Source organism: Acidiplasma sp. MBA-1 (genome assembly GCF_000949015.1).
GTDB lineage: Archaea > Thermoplasmatota > Thermoplasmata > Thermoplasmatales > Thermoplasmataceae > Acidiplasma > Acidiplasma aeolicum.
The window spans coordinates 1-15629 of the sequence record NZ_JYHS01000007.1; the positions used below are offsets into that span (position 1 = coordinate 1).

Annotated in this window: 19 protein-coding genes and 1 pseudogene; 9 read left to right on the top strand and 11 right to left on the bottom strand. The window is 28.8% G+C overall.

Translation table 11 applies throughout. The annotated features are described in order from the left end of the window. Positions 1-638 precede the first annotated feature (638 nt). The 5 genes from TZ01_RS08990 to TZ01_RS09010 all read left to right on the top strand — a co-directional run bounded on the left by TZ01_RS08990 (position 639) and on the right by TZ01_RS09010 (position 6426). Positions 639-1799 (top strand): glycosyltransferase, encoded by a 1161-nt coding sequence (locus TZ01_RS08990; protein ID WP_048102604.1) that lies wholly within the window; start codon positions 639-641, stop codon positions 1797-1799. A 152-nt stretch (positions 1800-1951) separates the two neighbouring features. Continuing rightward, positions 1952-4543 carry a hypothetical protein gene (locus TZ01_RS08995; protein ID WP_048102605.1) on the top strand — a complete coding sequence of 864 codons (2592 nt, stop codon included), beginning with the start codon at positions 1952-1954 and terminating at the stop codon, positions 4541-4543. Further along, complete coding sequence (locus tag TZ01_RS09000) at positions 4533-5462, top strand: glycosyltransferase family 2 protein (RefSeq protein WP_048102606.1); 930 nt, start codon at positions 4533-4535, stop codon at positions 5460-5462. Before TZ01_RS08995 ends, TZ01_RS09000 begins: the two co-directional genes overlap by 11 nt. Before the next feature lie 141 nt (positions 5463-5603). Next, entirely contained in the window at positions 5604-5957 is a 354-nt protein-coding gene (locus tag TZ01_RS09005; protein ID WP_048102608.1) for a hypothetical protein, read from the top strand. A 283-nt stretch (positions 5958-6240) separates the two neighbouring features. Continuing rightward, positions 6241-6426, top strand: coding sequence for a hypothetical protein (locus TZ01_RS09010; RefSeq protein ID WP_048102609.1), 186 nt, complete (start codon positions 6241-6243; stop codon positions 6424-6426). Positions 6427-7710: 1284 nt separating this feature from the next. Here the strand turns inward: TZ01_RS09010 and TZ01_RS10000 are convergent. Beyond that, positions 7711-8075, bottom strand: a pseudogene (locus TZ01_RS10000) (transposase). Further along, on the bottom strand, positions 8014-8556 hold the full coding sequence (locus TZ01_RS09015; RefSeq protein WP_048102610.1) for a transposase: 543 nt from the start codon (positions 8554-8556) through the stop codon (positions 8014-8016). The pseudogene TZ01_RS10000 and the gene TZ01_RS09015 overlap by 62 nt, the downstream one beginning before the upstream one ends. 324 nt (positions 8557-8880) lie before the next feature. Here TZ01_RS09015 and TZ01_RS09970 point away from each other — a divergent pair, with 324 nt between their 5' ends. Next, positions 8881-9015, top strand: coding sequence for a hypothetical protein (locus tag TZ01_RS09970; protein ID WP_255350878.1), 135 nt, complete (start codon positions 8881-8883; stop codon positions 9013-9015). After that, positions 9005-9448 (top strand): FkbM family methyltransferase, encoded by a 444-nt coding sequence (locus TZ01_RS09315; RefSeq protein WP_052656895.1) that lies wholly within the window; start codon positions 9005-9007, stop codon positions 9446-9448. Before TZ01_RS09970 ends, TZ01_RS09315 begins: the two co-directional genes overlap by 11 nt. Before the next feature lie 408 nt (positions 9449-9856). Here the strand turns inward: TZ01_RS09315 and TZ01_RS09025 are convergent, their stop codons facing one another. The 9 genes from TZ01_RS09025 to TZ01_RS09060 form a co-directional block, all read right to left on the bottom strand. Further along, positions 9857-10096 (bottom strand): hypothetical protein, encoded by a 240-nt coding sequence (locus tag TZ01_RS09025; protein ID WP_156150360.1) that lies wholly within the window; start codon positions 10094-10096, stop codon positions 9857-9859. A 9-nt stretch (positions 10097-10105) separates the two neighbouring features. Further along, the gene (locus tag TZ01_RS09030; RefSeq protein WP_048102613.1) at positions 10106-10396 is read right to left on the bottom strand and encodes a hypothetical protein; all 291 of its coding nucleotides are present in this window, start codon (positions 10394-10396) and stop codon (positions 10106-10108) included. A 164-nt stretch (positions 10397-10560) separates the two neighbouring features. Then, positions 10561-11196: a class I SAM-dependent methyltransferase gene (locus TZ01_RS09035; RefSeq protein WP_156150361.1), complete on the bottom strand. Its 636-nt coding sequence runs from the start codon at positions 11194-11196 to the stop codon at positions 10561-10563. A 903-nt stretch (positions 11197-12099) separates the two neighbouring features. After that, positions 12100-12324: a hypothetical protein gene (locus TZ01_RS09320; protein ID WP_052656897.1), complete on the bottom strand. Its 225-nt coding sequence runs from the start codon at positions 12322-12324 to the stop codon at positions 12100-12102. A 35-nt stretch (positions 12325-12359) separates the two neighbouring features. After that, positions 12360-13151, bottom strand: coding sequence for an FkbM family methyltransferase (locus tag TZ01_RS09325; protein WP_082180505.1), 792 nt, complete (start codon positions 13149-13151; stop codon positions 12360-12362). 156 nt (positions 13152-13307) lie between these two features. Further along, a complete protein-coding gene (locus TZ01_RS09895; RefSeq protein ID WP_048102614.1) occupies positions 13308-13688 on the bottom strand; it encodes a hypothetical protein in 381 nt (126 codons plus the stop codon). Beyond that, entirely contained in the window at positions 13657-13941 is a 285-nt protein-coding gene (locus TZ01_RS09900; RefSeq protein ID WP_048102616.1) for a transposase, read from the bottom strand. Before TZ01_RS09900 ends, TZ01_RS09895 begins: the two co-directional genes overlap by 32 nt. Beyond that, positions 13938-14156: a hypothetical protein gene (locus TZ01_RS09055; protein ID WP_054963837.1), complete on the bottom strand. Its 219-nt coding sequence runs from the start codon at positions 14154-14156 to the stop codon at positions 13938-13940. The genes TZ01_RS09900 and TZ01_RS09055 overlap by 4 nt, the downstream gene beginning before the upstream one ends. Further along, on the bottom strand, positions 14147-14497 hold the full coding sequence (locus TZ01_RS09060) for a hypothetical protein (RefSeq protein ID WP_048102618.1): 351 nt from the start codon (positions 14495-14497) through the stop codon (positions 14147-14149). The genes TZ01_RS09055 and TZ01_RS09060 overlap by 10 nt, the downstream gene beginning before the upstream one ends. A 212-nt stretch (positions 14498-14709) precedes the next feature. Here TZ01_RS09060 and TZ01_RS09065 point away from each other — a divergent pair, with 212 nt between their 5' ends. After that, positions 14710-15063, top strand: a complete 354-nt coding sequence (locus TZ01_RS09065) for a glycosyltransferase family 2 protein (protein WP_082180507.1) — start codon at positions 14710-14712, stop codon at positions 15061-15063. Between the two features lie 49 nt (positions 15064-15112). Next, on the top strand, positions 15113-15629 hold a 517-nt coding region (locus tag TZ01_RS09070; protein ID WP_048102619.1), incomplete at its 3' end, for a transposase.

A 15629-nucleotide genomic window follows, 5' to 3' on the forward strand; every position in this document is an offset into this window, starting at 1 on the left:
GTATAACGAGCTCTCCATTATCATTTAATACCGTAGCATATACGGAATGTTTATGTACATCCAAACCTATTACTATATCAATCACCTCCGTGATTCTGTGAGATTTAGAATCGAAGACTCGACAAACTCCTATTCACCTTATTAAATAAGGTAAGAAATCGAGTCGAAGGGCGGCTATTCTATCCAGCGGCCTCGAAGGCCAAGTTTAAAGAAAACCGCCTCCGATTCTCACAGCTATATCGTCATATAGCTGAGGCTAAATAAGGTTTTTCATGATTTCTATCCATAACCAAGAATAAATTCCAAGAGTATCTTGATAATAATGGTATAAAGCACATACTTGGAAGGATGGGCTATTCACAGACTAATGAGAAATTGGGAGGTTAAACAAGTACATTAAAGGCGTTTAAACTATGCCCCTCCAAATTTGAGTAAGTAGTTTATTATTACAATTATAAGAGAAGGCATATATCGTTGCCCATAGACGAAAGGCCAGTTGTAACACTTGCTATGGTATACAGAGAAAAGGGGAGTAAATTAAATGTTAAAAAAAATAATGAATTGTACAATTTACTTGATAATGTACAGTTCATTAAATAGAAAAGTTTTTGTTTAAAGAGTAATATCAAGTTTTAATAATGAATAAAAAAACACAAACATTAAAGGAATACCAATTATTTAATGATACAATAACAAGCATAAATAATATAGGTATAGTATGGTATAAATATAATTCCGAAGGAGGTGGTGATATTCATTTTAAAAGATTGATTCCAATCTGGGAATTATCTGGTATAAATGTTTCTATCTTGCGACCGATAATAGGGGTAGAGTTTACATTTTTATCAGTATTAAAGTTAACTATTAAATCTATATTTTTGAAAATGGATAAATTTCAGGATGTAAAAAAATATGATATTATCCTTTCTGTGTCACCATATCCCCCAGATGTCCTATTAGCATTGCGATTATCTCATAAATATAAGAAGCCTATAGCAGTTTATATTCATCATATCACCCCAAGTATTTTAATAAATCCTTTTAGGCGTGGCTTCTTTAGAGTTTTATTAAACATATCTTATATTTCAGTTTTAATTTCTCTACTTAGTCTGTTTAAAGTCCCAATTTTTTTAGATAATCCATCTACTTTAAATAAACACAGTATCAAGGTTTTCCCAGATTTTGATGCAATCCCACAAACTGCGAATAAAGATATATTGATTCAGGAACCTTGCATTGGTTATGATATATGTTACATTGGAAGAGTTGAAAATCATAAGGGTGTTGAAGATATTATTAAAGTAGCAGAAATTCTAAATAAAAAATATTCTATTTCCCCTAGGATAATAATTGCCGGTAAAGGTAAAGAGAATTATGTTTCAAAAATTAAAAAAATGATTGCAAAATTAGATCTTTCAGACAATATAACATTAAAAGGCTACATATCAGAAAATGAGAAATATGATCTACTTAGAAATTCTAAGGTTTTTCTTTTTCTAAGCTATGAAGAAGGGTGGTCAATAAGCGTAATGGAGGCTGCAAGTGTCGGTACACCAATAGTGGCTTATTCACTTCCAGCTTATTATTATTTAAAAGGCAATTATTTTTCTGTACCTATTGGTGATATCAATGGATGTGCAGAAAAATTGAGGCAGGTTTTTAATGATTATTCATCGGCTAAAAATATAGCAATAAAAGCAAAGGAATGCATAGAAATATTTTCTTATGACTTTATTGCTAAACAGCAATTAGTCTTCTTTAAAAAAACAATAAAAGATTACGCTGATAATAATTTATGATGAGATTATTATAATAATTGAAAGCCGTTTTTATAAGATTTAAAGCACAATAGTGAATTTTTTTATTATATATTGCAAATAACCATTTTTAATTTGCACAATAAATTACACTATCAATTAATTATAAATACAGTAACTATATACATATTTTAATGAAACCATTACTTAATAAAATTTACAAACATTTTTATACAACTGCCTTAATATCTTTATCTATATTTTTGGGTTTTTTGGTATTTCGTGGGTTATTAAATTACAACAATTTAGATTTTGCTGATTTAGGTAGTTTTCCCACATATCCAAAAATTTCTTTAGATATTTATTATTATGATTGGATAAATCAGGGAATAGGTATTTATGGAAGTTCTCTACCATACGCTTTGATCATATATGTTTATTCATCCATATTCAAGAATCCGGGAATATCAGAGAAGGTCTGGTTCTTTTCTTTAATTGCTATTGGCATTTTTTCAATGTATATGCTTTCTAAATACATTTCAAATAATAATAAATTTATTACTTTCATTTTTCCCGTTATATATATATTTAATCCTGCTGTTTTTGGGTTAATTTTTGAAGGGAGCATAAACGATACCTTAACTGCTTATGTTTTTTTCCCTTTATTAATTTATACTATGGTTAGAACTTATGAAATTACTAATATTTATGATTACAAATATGTATTAGGATTTTCCCTTGTATATGTATATGTATATTTTTGGAATCCACAAGTATCAATGTGGATACTTCCAATACTAATTATAACTTTTATATTCTATATACTCTCTAGAAAATATAATAAAAGACAAAAAATTGGAAAAATTATTTTACTATCAATTTTTGTTGCAATAAGCATTGCAGTTACAGGAGCATTAAATGATATAATATTACTACTTTCAGGAAGGGCAAGCCAGGTAGTGGTTGCATCTAGTAAAGTCAAGGATGCATTGATTGACCTGCAGGAAAATTTTGGTGCGCAATTTGCATTTTCCTATTGGTACCTTTTTTTAATAATTTTTATTCTTTTAATTGTTTTATTTAAATTTATACCTAAGAATAAGGCAGAAATATTCACAATATTGCATTATTCTATGATTGCGGAAGCCTTTATAATTTTAATTGTCTGGTCATTGTTCCATTTTAAAATAAATAGCTTAACAATAATCATAGCGGGGAAATTAACAGAACTGGCAGCATACGAACCTTTTTTAGGGGTTACTATATTATTTTCACTAGCATTATTTGATTCATTAATAATTTCTTCAAGCATAAGTGATATAAAGAAGCTAAAAAAAATAAAGTTATTAGATAATAAAGCGTTTAAAGCCCTGATTGTTTTGATAATAATATTAATATTCATTATGCCCAGTTTTCATTATTGGAGACAAAATGACATTTATTCAGGTTATGATTATATTGAAAATCCCAATTATATTGATAATAATTACAAAATTCCCAATAATGTAAATGAAATTTCTACCTGGTTTTATGAGCACACAAACATATCACAGGAGTATAGAACATTGTTATTGCCAGACACCCCCATGACAGATGAGGCTTTAACTTCTTATATGCCATGGACCGCAGAACCATCTTTGCCAAACAGCTTATGGTATGAACTATTAAATAATCAGACAATGGCGTTTGGAAATGGCCTAAGTTCATACGGTGTTGAATATATAATATTATACAATGGCCCGTTTTTAAATGCTGACCCCATATCATCCTATCACGGAAATGCCAGGATTTGCCCGTCAGGTTTTCCATGGGATTTATCATATAATCCTGAAGGGAGCCCAAATAACTGGAAGAATATATTAAAAAACGATACCTACCTTACCCCTGTAGCAAATATTGGGAATGCAATCATATATAAAAATAATCTATATGATGGAATTTTGTATGCATATAAATGGAATTCAAATTACTCTTTAAGCAATATCCAATACTCTACCCAATATAATTTGTATCTCTATAAAAATAGCAGCAATTTAGTAAGCAATATATGGCACGGATATCACTTCGGAGGTATCAAGAATAACTGGACGTTGGAACAAAATGGAACTTTGGTCGGTGGCCCGTTGCCCAAAAGTCTATCGTATACAAATTTATACCAAACACTAAATTTAAAAAACAATTCATATTATGAGCTCAATTACACTATCAGTGGCAAGTATCTATATAATGCATATATAGCAATAAAATTTTACAATACTACAGGTTCAGTGATTGAAACATGGATACCCCAGACTTTTACAGGCAATATAACGCAAGGTTTATACAATTATATTTTCAAAACACCAAAGAATTTTACAAGCGCTGTTATATTTCTAACATATTCGAAAAATTCAAGCGATAACAATAAAACCCTTTTGTATTTCAATTTAGATGCTTACAATCTATCTACACTGACCCCCGTGAATGTCATTTATAATTTTAAAAACCCTACTCAGGGAAGTATATGCATAAATAATTCAGGCAAGTTTCTTGTATTCTATTCCATGTCTTACAATGGTTTATGGGAAATAAATAACCACGTGTCTGCAAAATCCTTCGACAATAATTATTTCGATGAAAATTATTTTGTACTCTCTGGAGAAAGAAAATATTCCATTACATTCGAAAAAGAGCCTTCTCATATAGATAATATTATTATAACATGGGGAATATTTACTAGTATTTTTATCATATATCTAGTAATGAGCTTGGTTCCAATTATGAGGAAGAAGAAAAATGAAAAATAATGAGCTTTATTTTAGCACAGATCCTAAAGATATTATAAAATTCTATAATACGTTCGATAATGCTGAAGAATTATTCAACTTTTTAAGGGACATGCCCAAAGAATCTGTAAAAACAACTATTTTACGCAATGATGATGATATAGTTCTAGTGGTACCAACTGCTGATATCAACAATACAAATTCTAAAAAGATAATAAATACTTATAAAGATTATACGATTGTTTTTGCAGAATCTCGAGGTAAATATTTTAATTTTTCGCATTCTATGAACATTGGTATAGAAGCGGCCATTTCGTTAAATCCCAAGTGGATAATGCTAACAAATGATGATATATATATTCAAACACCCGCTATTTTAAAGGAAAAACTTAAAAAAATTGATGAAGATATTATTATACCAAAAAAAATCCAGTATAAAGATAATTACGTTAGTACTGGTACAAATATCTATAAAAGTAGTACATTAATAAATTCAGTATATAAAGTCAGGTTAATGTCAAAATTATTTCCAATTCACCTCAAGGGCCGTTTTATATGTAATTCTATTAAATATTATAAATATATGTTTAAATATTTGAATATTGATATTGATTCCAGTCTGAATAAATTATTCTTTATTGGTACAAAAATATTTACGGTATATAATATACAACCAGTATCAATTATAAAGGCTAGCATATTAGATAAATATAAATTCGATGAAATTTTCCAGAACGGTGGAGAAGATTTAGATTTGTCATTAAGATTAAAAGCGGCTGGATTTACTTTTTATCCAACAGACCTGAATTTTTTTGGCCAAAGTGGCTCCTCCCTAGGTATTAATAATTTACGCCTGTATAGAAATACATTAATTGAAATATTGTATATCTCTTATAAATTGCAAAATCATATATATAACTTTCCAGTTTCCAATACTTAACCATTGTACTATCATGTTATATTTATATTATAATTTAATTTTCAATTATTATGAAATCAGTGAAGTAGATACTGAAAAAACCAGCCAATGAAATATATGAATCAATGAATATTGACATAAACTCAAAGAGGATTAAAATCATTGATAATATATTATTTAATATACAGTGCACTGCATGGCTCTGATCTAACCGATACCTCCATTGAAAATGGAATAAGCAGGTCATGGCTGTCGAAGCTTAATAGCAGCAGATCATACAGCCCGTTTATCCAGCTCTTCTATAAATTATTAGATCTATACATCAAGGCACCTGATTATAAAATGTACAGTAAATACATGCATGTATTGGCAATAGATTCAACATTCATTAAAACATTTATAAATGGTTCAGGAAGTTATAAAGGTATATCAGATGGAATTAAAATACATATTCCTGCTATAGTATTTCCATTTACAGTTACATTGAATGCATACATATCATCTAAATGTAAATGATTCATCATTATTTGATAATATTATAAATTTAGATAGATTCAGTGAACTTGCTGATAAAAATATATTATTTGTTTCCAGGATAAAAAAGAATATGTATACACTGAATCAGGAACATTTAATTACCATGAAATGGTAACAATGAATAATGGATTATATTTAAGGATTGTAATTGTAAATGTTAAAGGAATACAATATAATTATATTACAAATATAATGAATTTACCTGATAAATATATTTATTATGCATATAATTTAAGATGGAATATAGAAATTATTTAAGAGAATGAAATCTCAGCTTAAGATAGATCATTTATTATCAAAATCATTGAATGGAATGATAATACAAATATTCTCATACATGATTGCATATATTATTGTAAACATGATAATCGAAGCCATTGGAATTATGATCTCATTCCCTGAGATTATAAGGGATATAAGGGCATGGTTCTATAAAATATTTCAATAATATTTATAATATTTATTTATCTAAAATATAGTTAAAATAAATTAGTACGGCATCCCCATAGGGGAATGACTTACGCCTTTGTAAGTAAATATTATAAACTTTTATTTAAGAATTTATAATATTTCATGATTTATTTTTATTTTGTATTAATTGATTGATAATTAACCCATCAATGATAATAATTATCATGAATTATAGAGTAAATAATAATAGATTTTATTAATAATTGAAGGGAAATGTTTTAATAATGGAAATTGGTAAGATATTAATATTTTTCACTATAATAGATATGTTGCATAATTAGTATCACTTCCTTAATTTATTGTACCCATTTTAAAAATAGACCTTTAATATCATTTACTGTACAATATTCTCAGGTTTTACACCATTATTATTTCACCAAAATTCTTTATATTATTGGAAAATACGTTTATCCAAATTATAATTATTCTTAGCCTTCTATATTTATTATAGGATAAATTAAAAGATAAAACACACTCATAAAGAGAACAATAATGGATACGATAATTTTGAAGTCTATAAAAACATTTTGCCATACAAAAGAAAAGGTAATATATCATTTATTGCCAAAATTTGCATATCATCTTATAATTTTGGCTTAAGAACATAATAGATTTTTAATTTTATGATATTTTTGAGAATTCTCAATAAATTTTCTCAATAATATGAAAACCCATTAAAAACACTAAATTTAATGAATTCATCAATTACATATAATTTTATATAATATAAAATAGTTCTTTATCTAAACTTAATATTTTTATCTTAACAATGTAATAAAATATTTTAATATAATATTTTATATTTAAATATTGCTATTAATATATTATAAATTGTATTGTATAATGCCATATATTATATCATAAATAATGCTATATAAAATGTCATTTATAATGTCAATTAAATAAATTGCCTTTATTTAAAGTCATTTTTATTTATTACCATCATAGATATAATAATCAACCTATTTTTATAATTTTAACAATATCTAATTTGATCTGATTTTTATTGAAAAATTTACTAAAAACTTTTAGTAGTATTATTTTTATCAATTTTTTATATTTTTTATATTTAAATATTTTATTATTGATTTTTTTAAAAATTATTATAATTTTTTGCATAAAAATACAGTGTTTTAAAGGTTTTACATGCAGATATGTATATTTTTACGAATTTAGTAAAAAATGCTGTCTCATAATTGTACCATAATTTAGATATATAGTGTTTTACTAATTCATTATCTTATTATAATGAATTTTTTAATTATGAGACAATTTCGGGACAATGTACTTTACATTGTTTTTTTAACATTGAATATATTGTTGCTGCTAATATTCTTGCTATGGCTATTATTGATCTCTTTTTTCCTAATCTTCTTACTATGCTCAGATATTTAGATTTAAATTTCTTTGTATACTTTATTAATGCATGTGCTGTTTCAACTAAAAAGAATCTCAATAATGATGAACCATGCTTTGTTATATATCCTTTTATTGTTTTAGTTCCTGATGAGTATTCATTAGTATTAGTCCGGTGTATGAAGCGAACTTAAGCTTATTATCAAATCTATTTATTGTTCCTATTTCTGATAATATTCCTGCTGCTGTGTAGAAGTTTATTCCTGGAATATTTTAAAACTATTCTATCAGAATAATTAAGATTATTATAATTATTCCCTATTTCTTTTAATCCCTTCTTTCCAAATGGGTCTGTAGCCTTTATTATTATTCCATAGGATGTTAACAGTGCATGTACCTTATTCTTCTTCAAGGTTATCTCCTCTCCAAGTGAATGCCTGCATCTAATTAAAGACCTGATATTCTCTATTTCCTCTGATGGAATGTATATCTCCTTCATTCCTCCATTTCTGAATACATCTGCAAGCTGGAATGAATCCTCCTTGTCTGTCTTCTTATAATTATTATATATCTCAGGAACCTTAGAAGTATTTATTAAATGTATTTTATAGTTTAATTTTAATAATTCCTTACAAAGATATTTACCAGATGTTGAAGATTCTATTACAATATCATGATCCTTATAAACTGATAAAAACCCATTGATAAGCTCCATATTACTTTGAATAATAATATTACCATCATTCTCCATAACCGTAGCATATACTAATATTTATGTACATCCAAACCTATTACTATATCAATCACCTCCGTGATTCTGTGAGATTTAGAATCGAAGACTCGACAAACTCCTATTCACCTTATTAAATAAGGTAAGAAATCGAGTCGAAGGGCGGCTATTCTATCCAGCGGCCTCGAAGGCCAAGTTTAAAGAAAACCGCCTCCGATTCTCACAGCTATATCGTCATATAGCTGAGGCTAAATAAGGTTTTTCATGATCTCTTACTTAGTATTAAGAGAAGATTAAAATATGAAATAGTATTAAGATTTATAAGAAATAGAGGTTTAATACAAAATGAATCTAATTAAAGTTATAAATTCCTATAAAAGGGCCTATAGAAATTATATAAGTGTTCTGCTTATGCAATATATAAAGAGAAAATCTAGTTACCGTGAAAATGTAAATATAAAGGTGCTGCTTGAGGGATAAAGAAAGCTTTATAATTCCATATGGATGGATTAGTGCATATGCTAACTTATTAAATATAGAAAACACTAAAATATCAGAATTAAAATTAACAAATAATGGGATACTTTTTAAATATAACGATATGCCTGTAACAATAGATCCTGCAAGATTTTCAGATTCAGCTACCGTTTTCTTTTATGAGGATTATAAATTTCTAAATGTTAAAGATATGGATGTAATAGATATTGGCATGAATATAGGTGATTCATCTATTTATTTTTCTATGAATGGTGCTAAGCGTGTTATAGGTCTTGAACCGTATCCATATGCATTTTCATTCGCAGAAAAGAACGTAAAATTAAATGGAATTAATAATATAATATTGCTAAATTCAGGCTATGGAAAGGATTCCAATGTTGTTATAGATCAGGGAAAAATTTCAGGTACTGGATGAAGCCTAATTTCTTCAATAGAGGGAAAGAATATATCTGTTTTTTCTCTAAAAACTTTGATTAATAAATAACAATATTAAGAATGCTGTATTAAAGATGGATTGTGAGGGCTGTGAATACGCATTGTTAGATTAAGATGATGAAGTTTTTAATAATATAGAAATGATTCAAATTGAATATCACTATGGCTATGAAGAACTTGTTAAAAAGCTAAAAAAATTGCGGTTTTGATGTAAAATATACAGAACCAAAGAAATCATTTAATTCTGCAGCAGAAAATCCAAATATGGATATTGGATATATTTATGCTAAAAGAAGATTCCCATGACTTAAATTGGAAAAATAAAAAGAGAAAATAAAAATTGTTAATACCTCCTTATTAACCTTTAAAAATTATATTAGTATTAAAATTAATATAGTTTACCATATCCATCCATGGAATGTATTTCATTGTATATGAGTGCAAGGAAGAGATATGCCATAAGGGAAAAGAACATATGCACCCTTATCTTCTGTGGTATATTGGTACACTGGAAATGCAATGTCCATTGCATTGATTGTCCTGAAGCAGTGCTCAACCCTGTTCCTCTTCCTGTATAAATCAATAATGCCTTCAGCTTCCATGTCCATGATGTTTGTGAACAATGCATTCTTGCCCATCATGGATAGTTGCTGATCCATTCTTTCCTGATTGACTTCAAGTGATAGCAGCAGTATTTTTCATTCAGGTTCTCCGACTCCAGGTATGCCCTGGCCTTATCCAGTGAATCAGAATTGCCTGAATCAATAATCTTCTTAACCTTAAGAATTATTTTTCCCATCTTTTTCATAAAACTTTCACTTTTCCTCCTCTCTAAGGATGATGAACGGTAAAGCACTATCCTGTGTTCCTTTCCATAGGCATTCCTAGAAAGCTCAATGTATGAATCTGCATTTACATGAACCTTCATTATATCATGTTAATCGGAATGCTTCAGTGCACCTATCTTCTATTGCTGATTAGATCAATATTTGAATTGTAACCCCTGTCAAATATTTACGAAAGAATCTATAATTATTGTTTTCCGGTGCTGGTCATAAAATAAAGGCAGCTTTGTCAATTAGTTTTCCATAATTAACAAATCCAATTAGTCTCAAAATTTTTTGCGAACGCATGAGAGTAATCTAAAAATGCTTTAAATTCTCCAACTGGGTCTAGGAAATCATCGAATATTATTATATCACCATTTGCTAAAATTCTATTTAGGGATGCAAGGACAAAGAGCGTTGAAGAATATAGGTCTGCATCTATATTTATTACCATTCTATTATTTCTGTTATATTCTTTTAGAAAGGTGTCTAAAGTGTCAGTAAATAAGCCTTTTATAAAAGTAATTCTAGTGTCTGAGATTTCCGGTATTTTTCCGCCTGTTGTAAAAGCATCTTTATTCATATCTCCAAACCATTTCTCAGGCAATCCGGTAAATGTATCAAATCCAAAAAATCTACTCATTGAATTATTATTAATTTCACTCCATTTTCGTAGTGAATAACCTTCAAACACACCAAATTCAGGATAATCTATAGCTTCTCCTGATAAAAAATTTTGAGAGATGTGCAACCATAAAGATTCCCTATCTGAAAAAAAAGCAATATTTCTATTCTCCAATAAAAATTTTCTGTTTAATGGATTTCTGTTTATTCTTTCTAAAAGGAAAGAATAATGCCGACAAAAATGTAAGGAAATAATCTGAGCTTTTCTATAATTCAAGTAATTATTGACCTCCGTTTTGTTAGTAAAGTTATGTACTTATCTTATTTAATACTTCTCTATTTATACTATGATCTAGGCTCCTTTTGTATAATGTTTTAACCATAACTCCATTACGCCATAATTAAGGAATACTATCAGTTCCTTGTAGTTTAATATACTAACAATAGGCAACAGTGACATATATATGAAAGGAAATAACAGGTCGTAGTAATATATATTATAATCAAATTTTATTATCTCATAGTCTTAAAAAGATTATTTATCCATCATTTAATGATCAATTCATTATTAACATAGGGTTTATATTTACACAAAATATTATACACACTCTATCCTAAAAGAACTATTTAGAAGGGAGCATATCCAGATTGCTAAAAATAGGAATTATGACATAGCTACAGGAGAAATAACTGTCGCATACAACTGCATTGCAATGGCCAATAAAATTACAGGAATTCTGAAGAGGAAAATAATGTATATCGTGATCTGGCATATGTTTAGATATGCTATATAATATAAATGTAACATAGTAGGACAAGGATTAAGTATTGGAAACCCGCAAGCGGGTATATTTCCTTGCTCCAGATAGATATCATTTTTCATTGCAAATAGATGTGCCATCCTCTTCAATACATTCTTTAATTAACATTAAAAACACATAGAATTTACGAATTTATTGGTTCCATTTACTTAAGACTTATGCCATTCCCAGTATCTCATCACGCACAAAAATAGAGTAAGAATATGGTGATGAGAAATTGCATGGTGATTTTAAAACCTCTATAAAATTCTAGGTATAGCACTTCTCTAAGTTGTATGTAACTGTATCTTTTGACTATATTTCGTACTTTCAATTCCAAATCTCTTGTTTAAAAAAAATTCAACTAAATGTTGACAATGTCATGACTTTGAAGCACATATGTATCCTAGAAGCCAGGTTGGATCAGTATGTTTAGAGCTAAAATTTTTTTCCGGTTTTGTAAAGTTAACAATAAATCCGACATTTCTTAATTTTTCCACTAACTTTGGATAGCCGTGATGATATTCAATTTGTATTTTAGAAAATCTAGCAAGAACTGAATTGTCCTCATTTAGTAGGTTATATTCACAACCTTCACAATCCATCTTTAATACAGCATTCTTAATATTGTATTTATCAATTAAACTTTTAATGAATAAATTTTAACCTTTTTGCCTTTTTCTGAAGAAATTAAATTCTGCCCACTGTAATTTTCATCAACTACAATATCTCCATCTGAACCATAACCAGCATTAAGAAGCTCTACTTTTCCTTCTAGATTGTTTTCTTTTATATTGTCAACAGCTAAATTAAATGAATAGGGAACTGGCTCTAATGCGATGACTTTTTCGGCACCATTCAATGCAAAATATATAGATGAGTCCCCCATATTTGAACCAATATCAACTACGACTTTATCCTTAACATTTAGAAATTTATACTCTTCTCTAACAAAACATCCTCCGATATCCCCCACCTTTTTTAAACCATGCATAACGAAAATATGATTTTTATATGGGATTTTATCATTTAAGAAGAATTCCATTGCTTTCTGATATTCCAGTCCACTTCTTACCAACTCTACCAAATTTGAATGAAAGGTAAATTTCTTGAACTCACTTAATTGTATCTCATTAACATCAACATTATTTTCAATTAGTAAAGCTAATGTAAAAACGCTCTCAGATGATAATACTTCTTTATGCCCATTCTTTAAAATTATTTCTATGGTATCTTTACCCTCATAAAGATTCCACATAACACTAATATAATTTTTGTAGGCGGATTTATATCTTTTATATGTTTTGAAAATTAGCATAATGCCAATACTTAAAATATATAAAAATCTTTGTATATATGCAGACTCTCTGCATGTGTAAATAGCTGATGATGTAATACAGCACTTTAACATGAAAACATCATTTTCTTTCATACATTTGATGTATGAATTGCCATGATTGTAGTGCTATAAGTAATACATAACTGAATATTTTACCCGGTTCAGGAAGAGAAACATACTTTAGCTTCATGGCTGAAGCCGACCATATGCATTGAATGTCCGTAATTCATTGCCTCTCTTTACTATTGCTCATACCTTGTTGTTCATAATTATATTACGCCTCCTGCCCATGAATATGATAAAGTCCATGGGTGTGTTCCATCCATAGCCTGCTATTCTTCTAATAAGATTAAAAAGCATCCACATATTGTAGATCAGCACTGAAAGGAAGAAGAGGAAATACATTACACCCATATCAGGTGAATGTGTCTTTTCCTTCATATCCTTCTTTTCCAGGTGGCCGTTTTCTATGCCCCATCTCTCTATGCAGGTTTCAGCCAGTTCCCTTGCATTGCCCTCATCAACATTTATATTGGTATAAAAGGAGGAATCATGCCTCTTCCTGTCAGGTAATATATTATATGCATAAATCTGGCTTTTACTGATTCTTTTCCGATGGTATTTTATCATTTATAATGAGATATGATAGCCCATTATCACAGTGCTTTATCTCCATCTTCCTGTATTTAAGAACCTTGGGATTGCCCTTTGCCGGTATTATGTATTTCAGTTTAAGCGATTCAACCCCTATTATAACTCCCGCATTTAAGTACCCACGATCCATTAAAACTGTATTTATGTTGATTCCCAGAGACATTGCATGCCTCAGAAGATAATCAACCTCATTTACATTGTCAACTCCATCAAGCTGGTTCTTCTTCATGAGGATAGTGTCAATCTCTCACCATTCTTCACAGATTCCAGTGTTGCAAACCTGTATGTCCTATCAGTTCCACTCAATTTATGGGATGATGCATTGATAAGGTACCTGTTATCAATGCCATAGTAGGGATCATCATGATCATCTATTGCAACATTCACAGGGTGTGGTAATGCATTATTTGCAATGGCCATCTCTACAGTGCTGTCTATGACCATGATGATCCGGTAATTCCATCATGCACAGTATGCCTCTTCAAGTTTTCAGAACCACTGCGTTTATGTGATCCGATTCTGATGCAATATTCCTGATCTTCCTGAATACTGTCTGAGGGAATATGATTACAGTTACTGTTCCTGACATATGTTTCAATATATTCCTTTGAGGATATTGCATTTCTTATTGTATGAATAATATTTCCTGATGAATACCTGGACTGTTGCTTAACAGTTAAAGAGAATATATTCTTCGCTGAGGAAGAGAAAAACTTTTTAACTGTCTTGACATTTTTTATACTGGGATTGTTTTTTTTCTCATAACTCAGAATTAATTCCCCCAATTTTAACTTTGGCTGACACTAGGATTTTATTAGTTATAAATGTTACAAGATTTAACTATTAGATTTATTGCTATTAGTCGGACATGCGGAGAGTCTGATATTTACACAAAATATTGTATACAATCATTACATTATCTAAAACTATTATGAAAACGTATTATATGTCTCAAGAAAAGGAAATATTTTTATTTAATAATCAATATACAAAATTTATGGTAGAAGGAGTGAAAACCCTTAGTATTTCTGTAATTATAGTTGCTTATAATAGAAAAATGTATGTAAAACAAGCTGTTGAAAGCGTTTTAAATCAGACATATGATAAAAATAAATATGAAATAATAGTTGTTAAAAACTTCCATGATGAAGATATTGATAAATTTTTAATAGCCAATAAAGTTAATAATATATTTTCATTAAACGAAGAATACGGAAAAAAATTAAGTACTGGAATTTCTAACTCAAATGGTGATATAATATGTTTTTTAGAAGATGATGACCTGTTTGATAAATATAGATTAGAACGCGTAAATCAAATATTTAATACTAGCGTGTCCAAACCTTCATAATTTGTTCGACAATTGTCATATTTATTAATTTGAAAATTATTAGTGGGATATGGCAGCGAACCACATCCCATTAATTATGCAAAGGTTGGATAAAATAGTTGCGGAGGATAGAATCAGAAAGTACTCAAATAAACTTATTGTAAAGATTATTGTAATTTTAAAGATATATGGAGTATCATACAGGTCATCTAAATACTTCTTCAATAACCATAAAGAATTCATGGAGTTATTGAATATAAATGATATACCAAACTTCAGGACATTATCTTATAGGTCTCTGAGGATAGACTGGCATTATATAAATTCATCAATAATAGATATGATAAATCCTGATAATGATAATGCTGCAGTGGATTCATCCATTGTAAAGACATGTAAGGATACCACAGCACAGAGAAGAAGGAAGAATGGAAAATACAAGGATCCTAAAAGTTCATGGGGCTACGGCACAATGGGCTATGAATACGGAAGGAAGATTCATGCTTCAATAGATACCGATTCATTATCTGTAATGGAATGGAAGATGACCACTGCATCTGTATATGACAAGAATATGGCATTTGAAA

Excerpts from the sequence above, each read along its gene's own strand:
- TZ01_RS08990 (WP_048102604.1), top strand. The coding sequence starts at position 639 with ATGAATAAAAAAACACAAACATTAAAGGAATACCAATTATTTAATGAT.
- TZ01_RS08995 (WP_048102605.1), top strand. The coding sequence starts at position 1,952 with ATGAAACCATTACTTAATAAAATTTACAAACATTTTTATACAACTGCC.
- TZ01_RS09000 (WP_048102606.1), top strand. The coding sequence starts at position 4,533 with ATGAAAAATAATGAGCTTTATTTTAGCACAGATCCTAAAGATATTATA.
- TZ01_RS09010 (WP_048102609.1), top strand. The coding sequence starts at position 6,241 with ATGAAATCTCAGCTTAAGATAGATCATTTATTATCAAAATCATTGAAT.
- TZ01_RS09015 (WP_048102610.1), bottom strand. The coding sequence starts at position 8,556 with ATGGAGAATGATGGTAATATTATTATTCAAAGTAATATGGAGCTTATC.
- TZ01_RS09970 (WP_255350878.1), top strand. The coding sequence starts at position 8,881 with ATGAATCTAATTAAAGTTATAAATTCCTATAAAAGGGCCTATAGAAAT.
- TZ01_RS09025 (WP_156150360.1), bottom strand. The coding sequence starts at position 10,096 with ATGCATTGTTCACAAACATCATGGACATGGAAGCTGAAGGCATTATTG.
- TZ01_RS09030 (WP_048102613.1), bottom strand. The coding sequence starts at position 10,396 with ATGAAGGTTCATGTAAATGCAGATTCATACATTGAGCTTTCTAGGAAT.
- TZ01_RS09320 (WP_052656897.1), bottom strand. The coding sequence starts at position 12,324 with ATGGATTGTGAAGGTTGTGAATATAACCTACTAAATGAGGACAATTCA.
- TZ01_RS09325 (WP_082180505.1), bottom strand. The coding sequence starts at position 13,151 with ATGAAAGAAAATGATGTTTTCATGTTAAAGTGCTGTATTACATCATCA.
- TZ01_RS09895 (WP_048102614.1), bottom strand. The coding sequence starts at position 13,688 with ATGATAAAATACCATCGGAAAAGAATCAGTAAAAGCCAGATTTATGCA.
- TZ01_RS09900 (WP_048102616.1), bottom strand. The coding sequence starts at position 13,941 with ATGAAGAAGAACCAGCTTGATGGAGTTGACAATGTAAATGAGGTTGAT.
- TZ01_RS09055 (WP_054963837.1), bottom strand. The coding sequence starts at position 14,156 with ATGGTCATAGACAGCACTGTAGAGATGGCCATTGCAAATAATGCATTA.
- TZ01_RS09065 (WP_082180507.1), top strand. The coding sequence starts at position 14,710 with ATGGTAGAAGGAGTGAAAACCCTTAGTATTTCTGTAATTATAGTTGCT.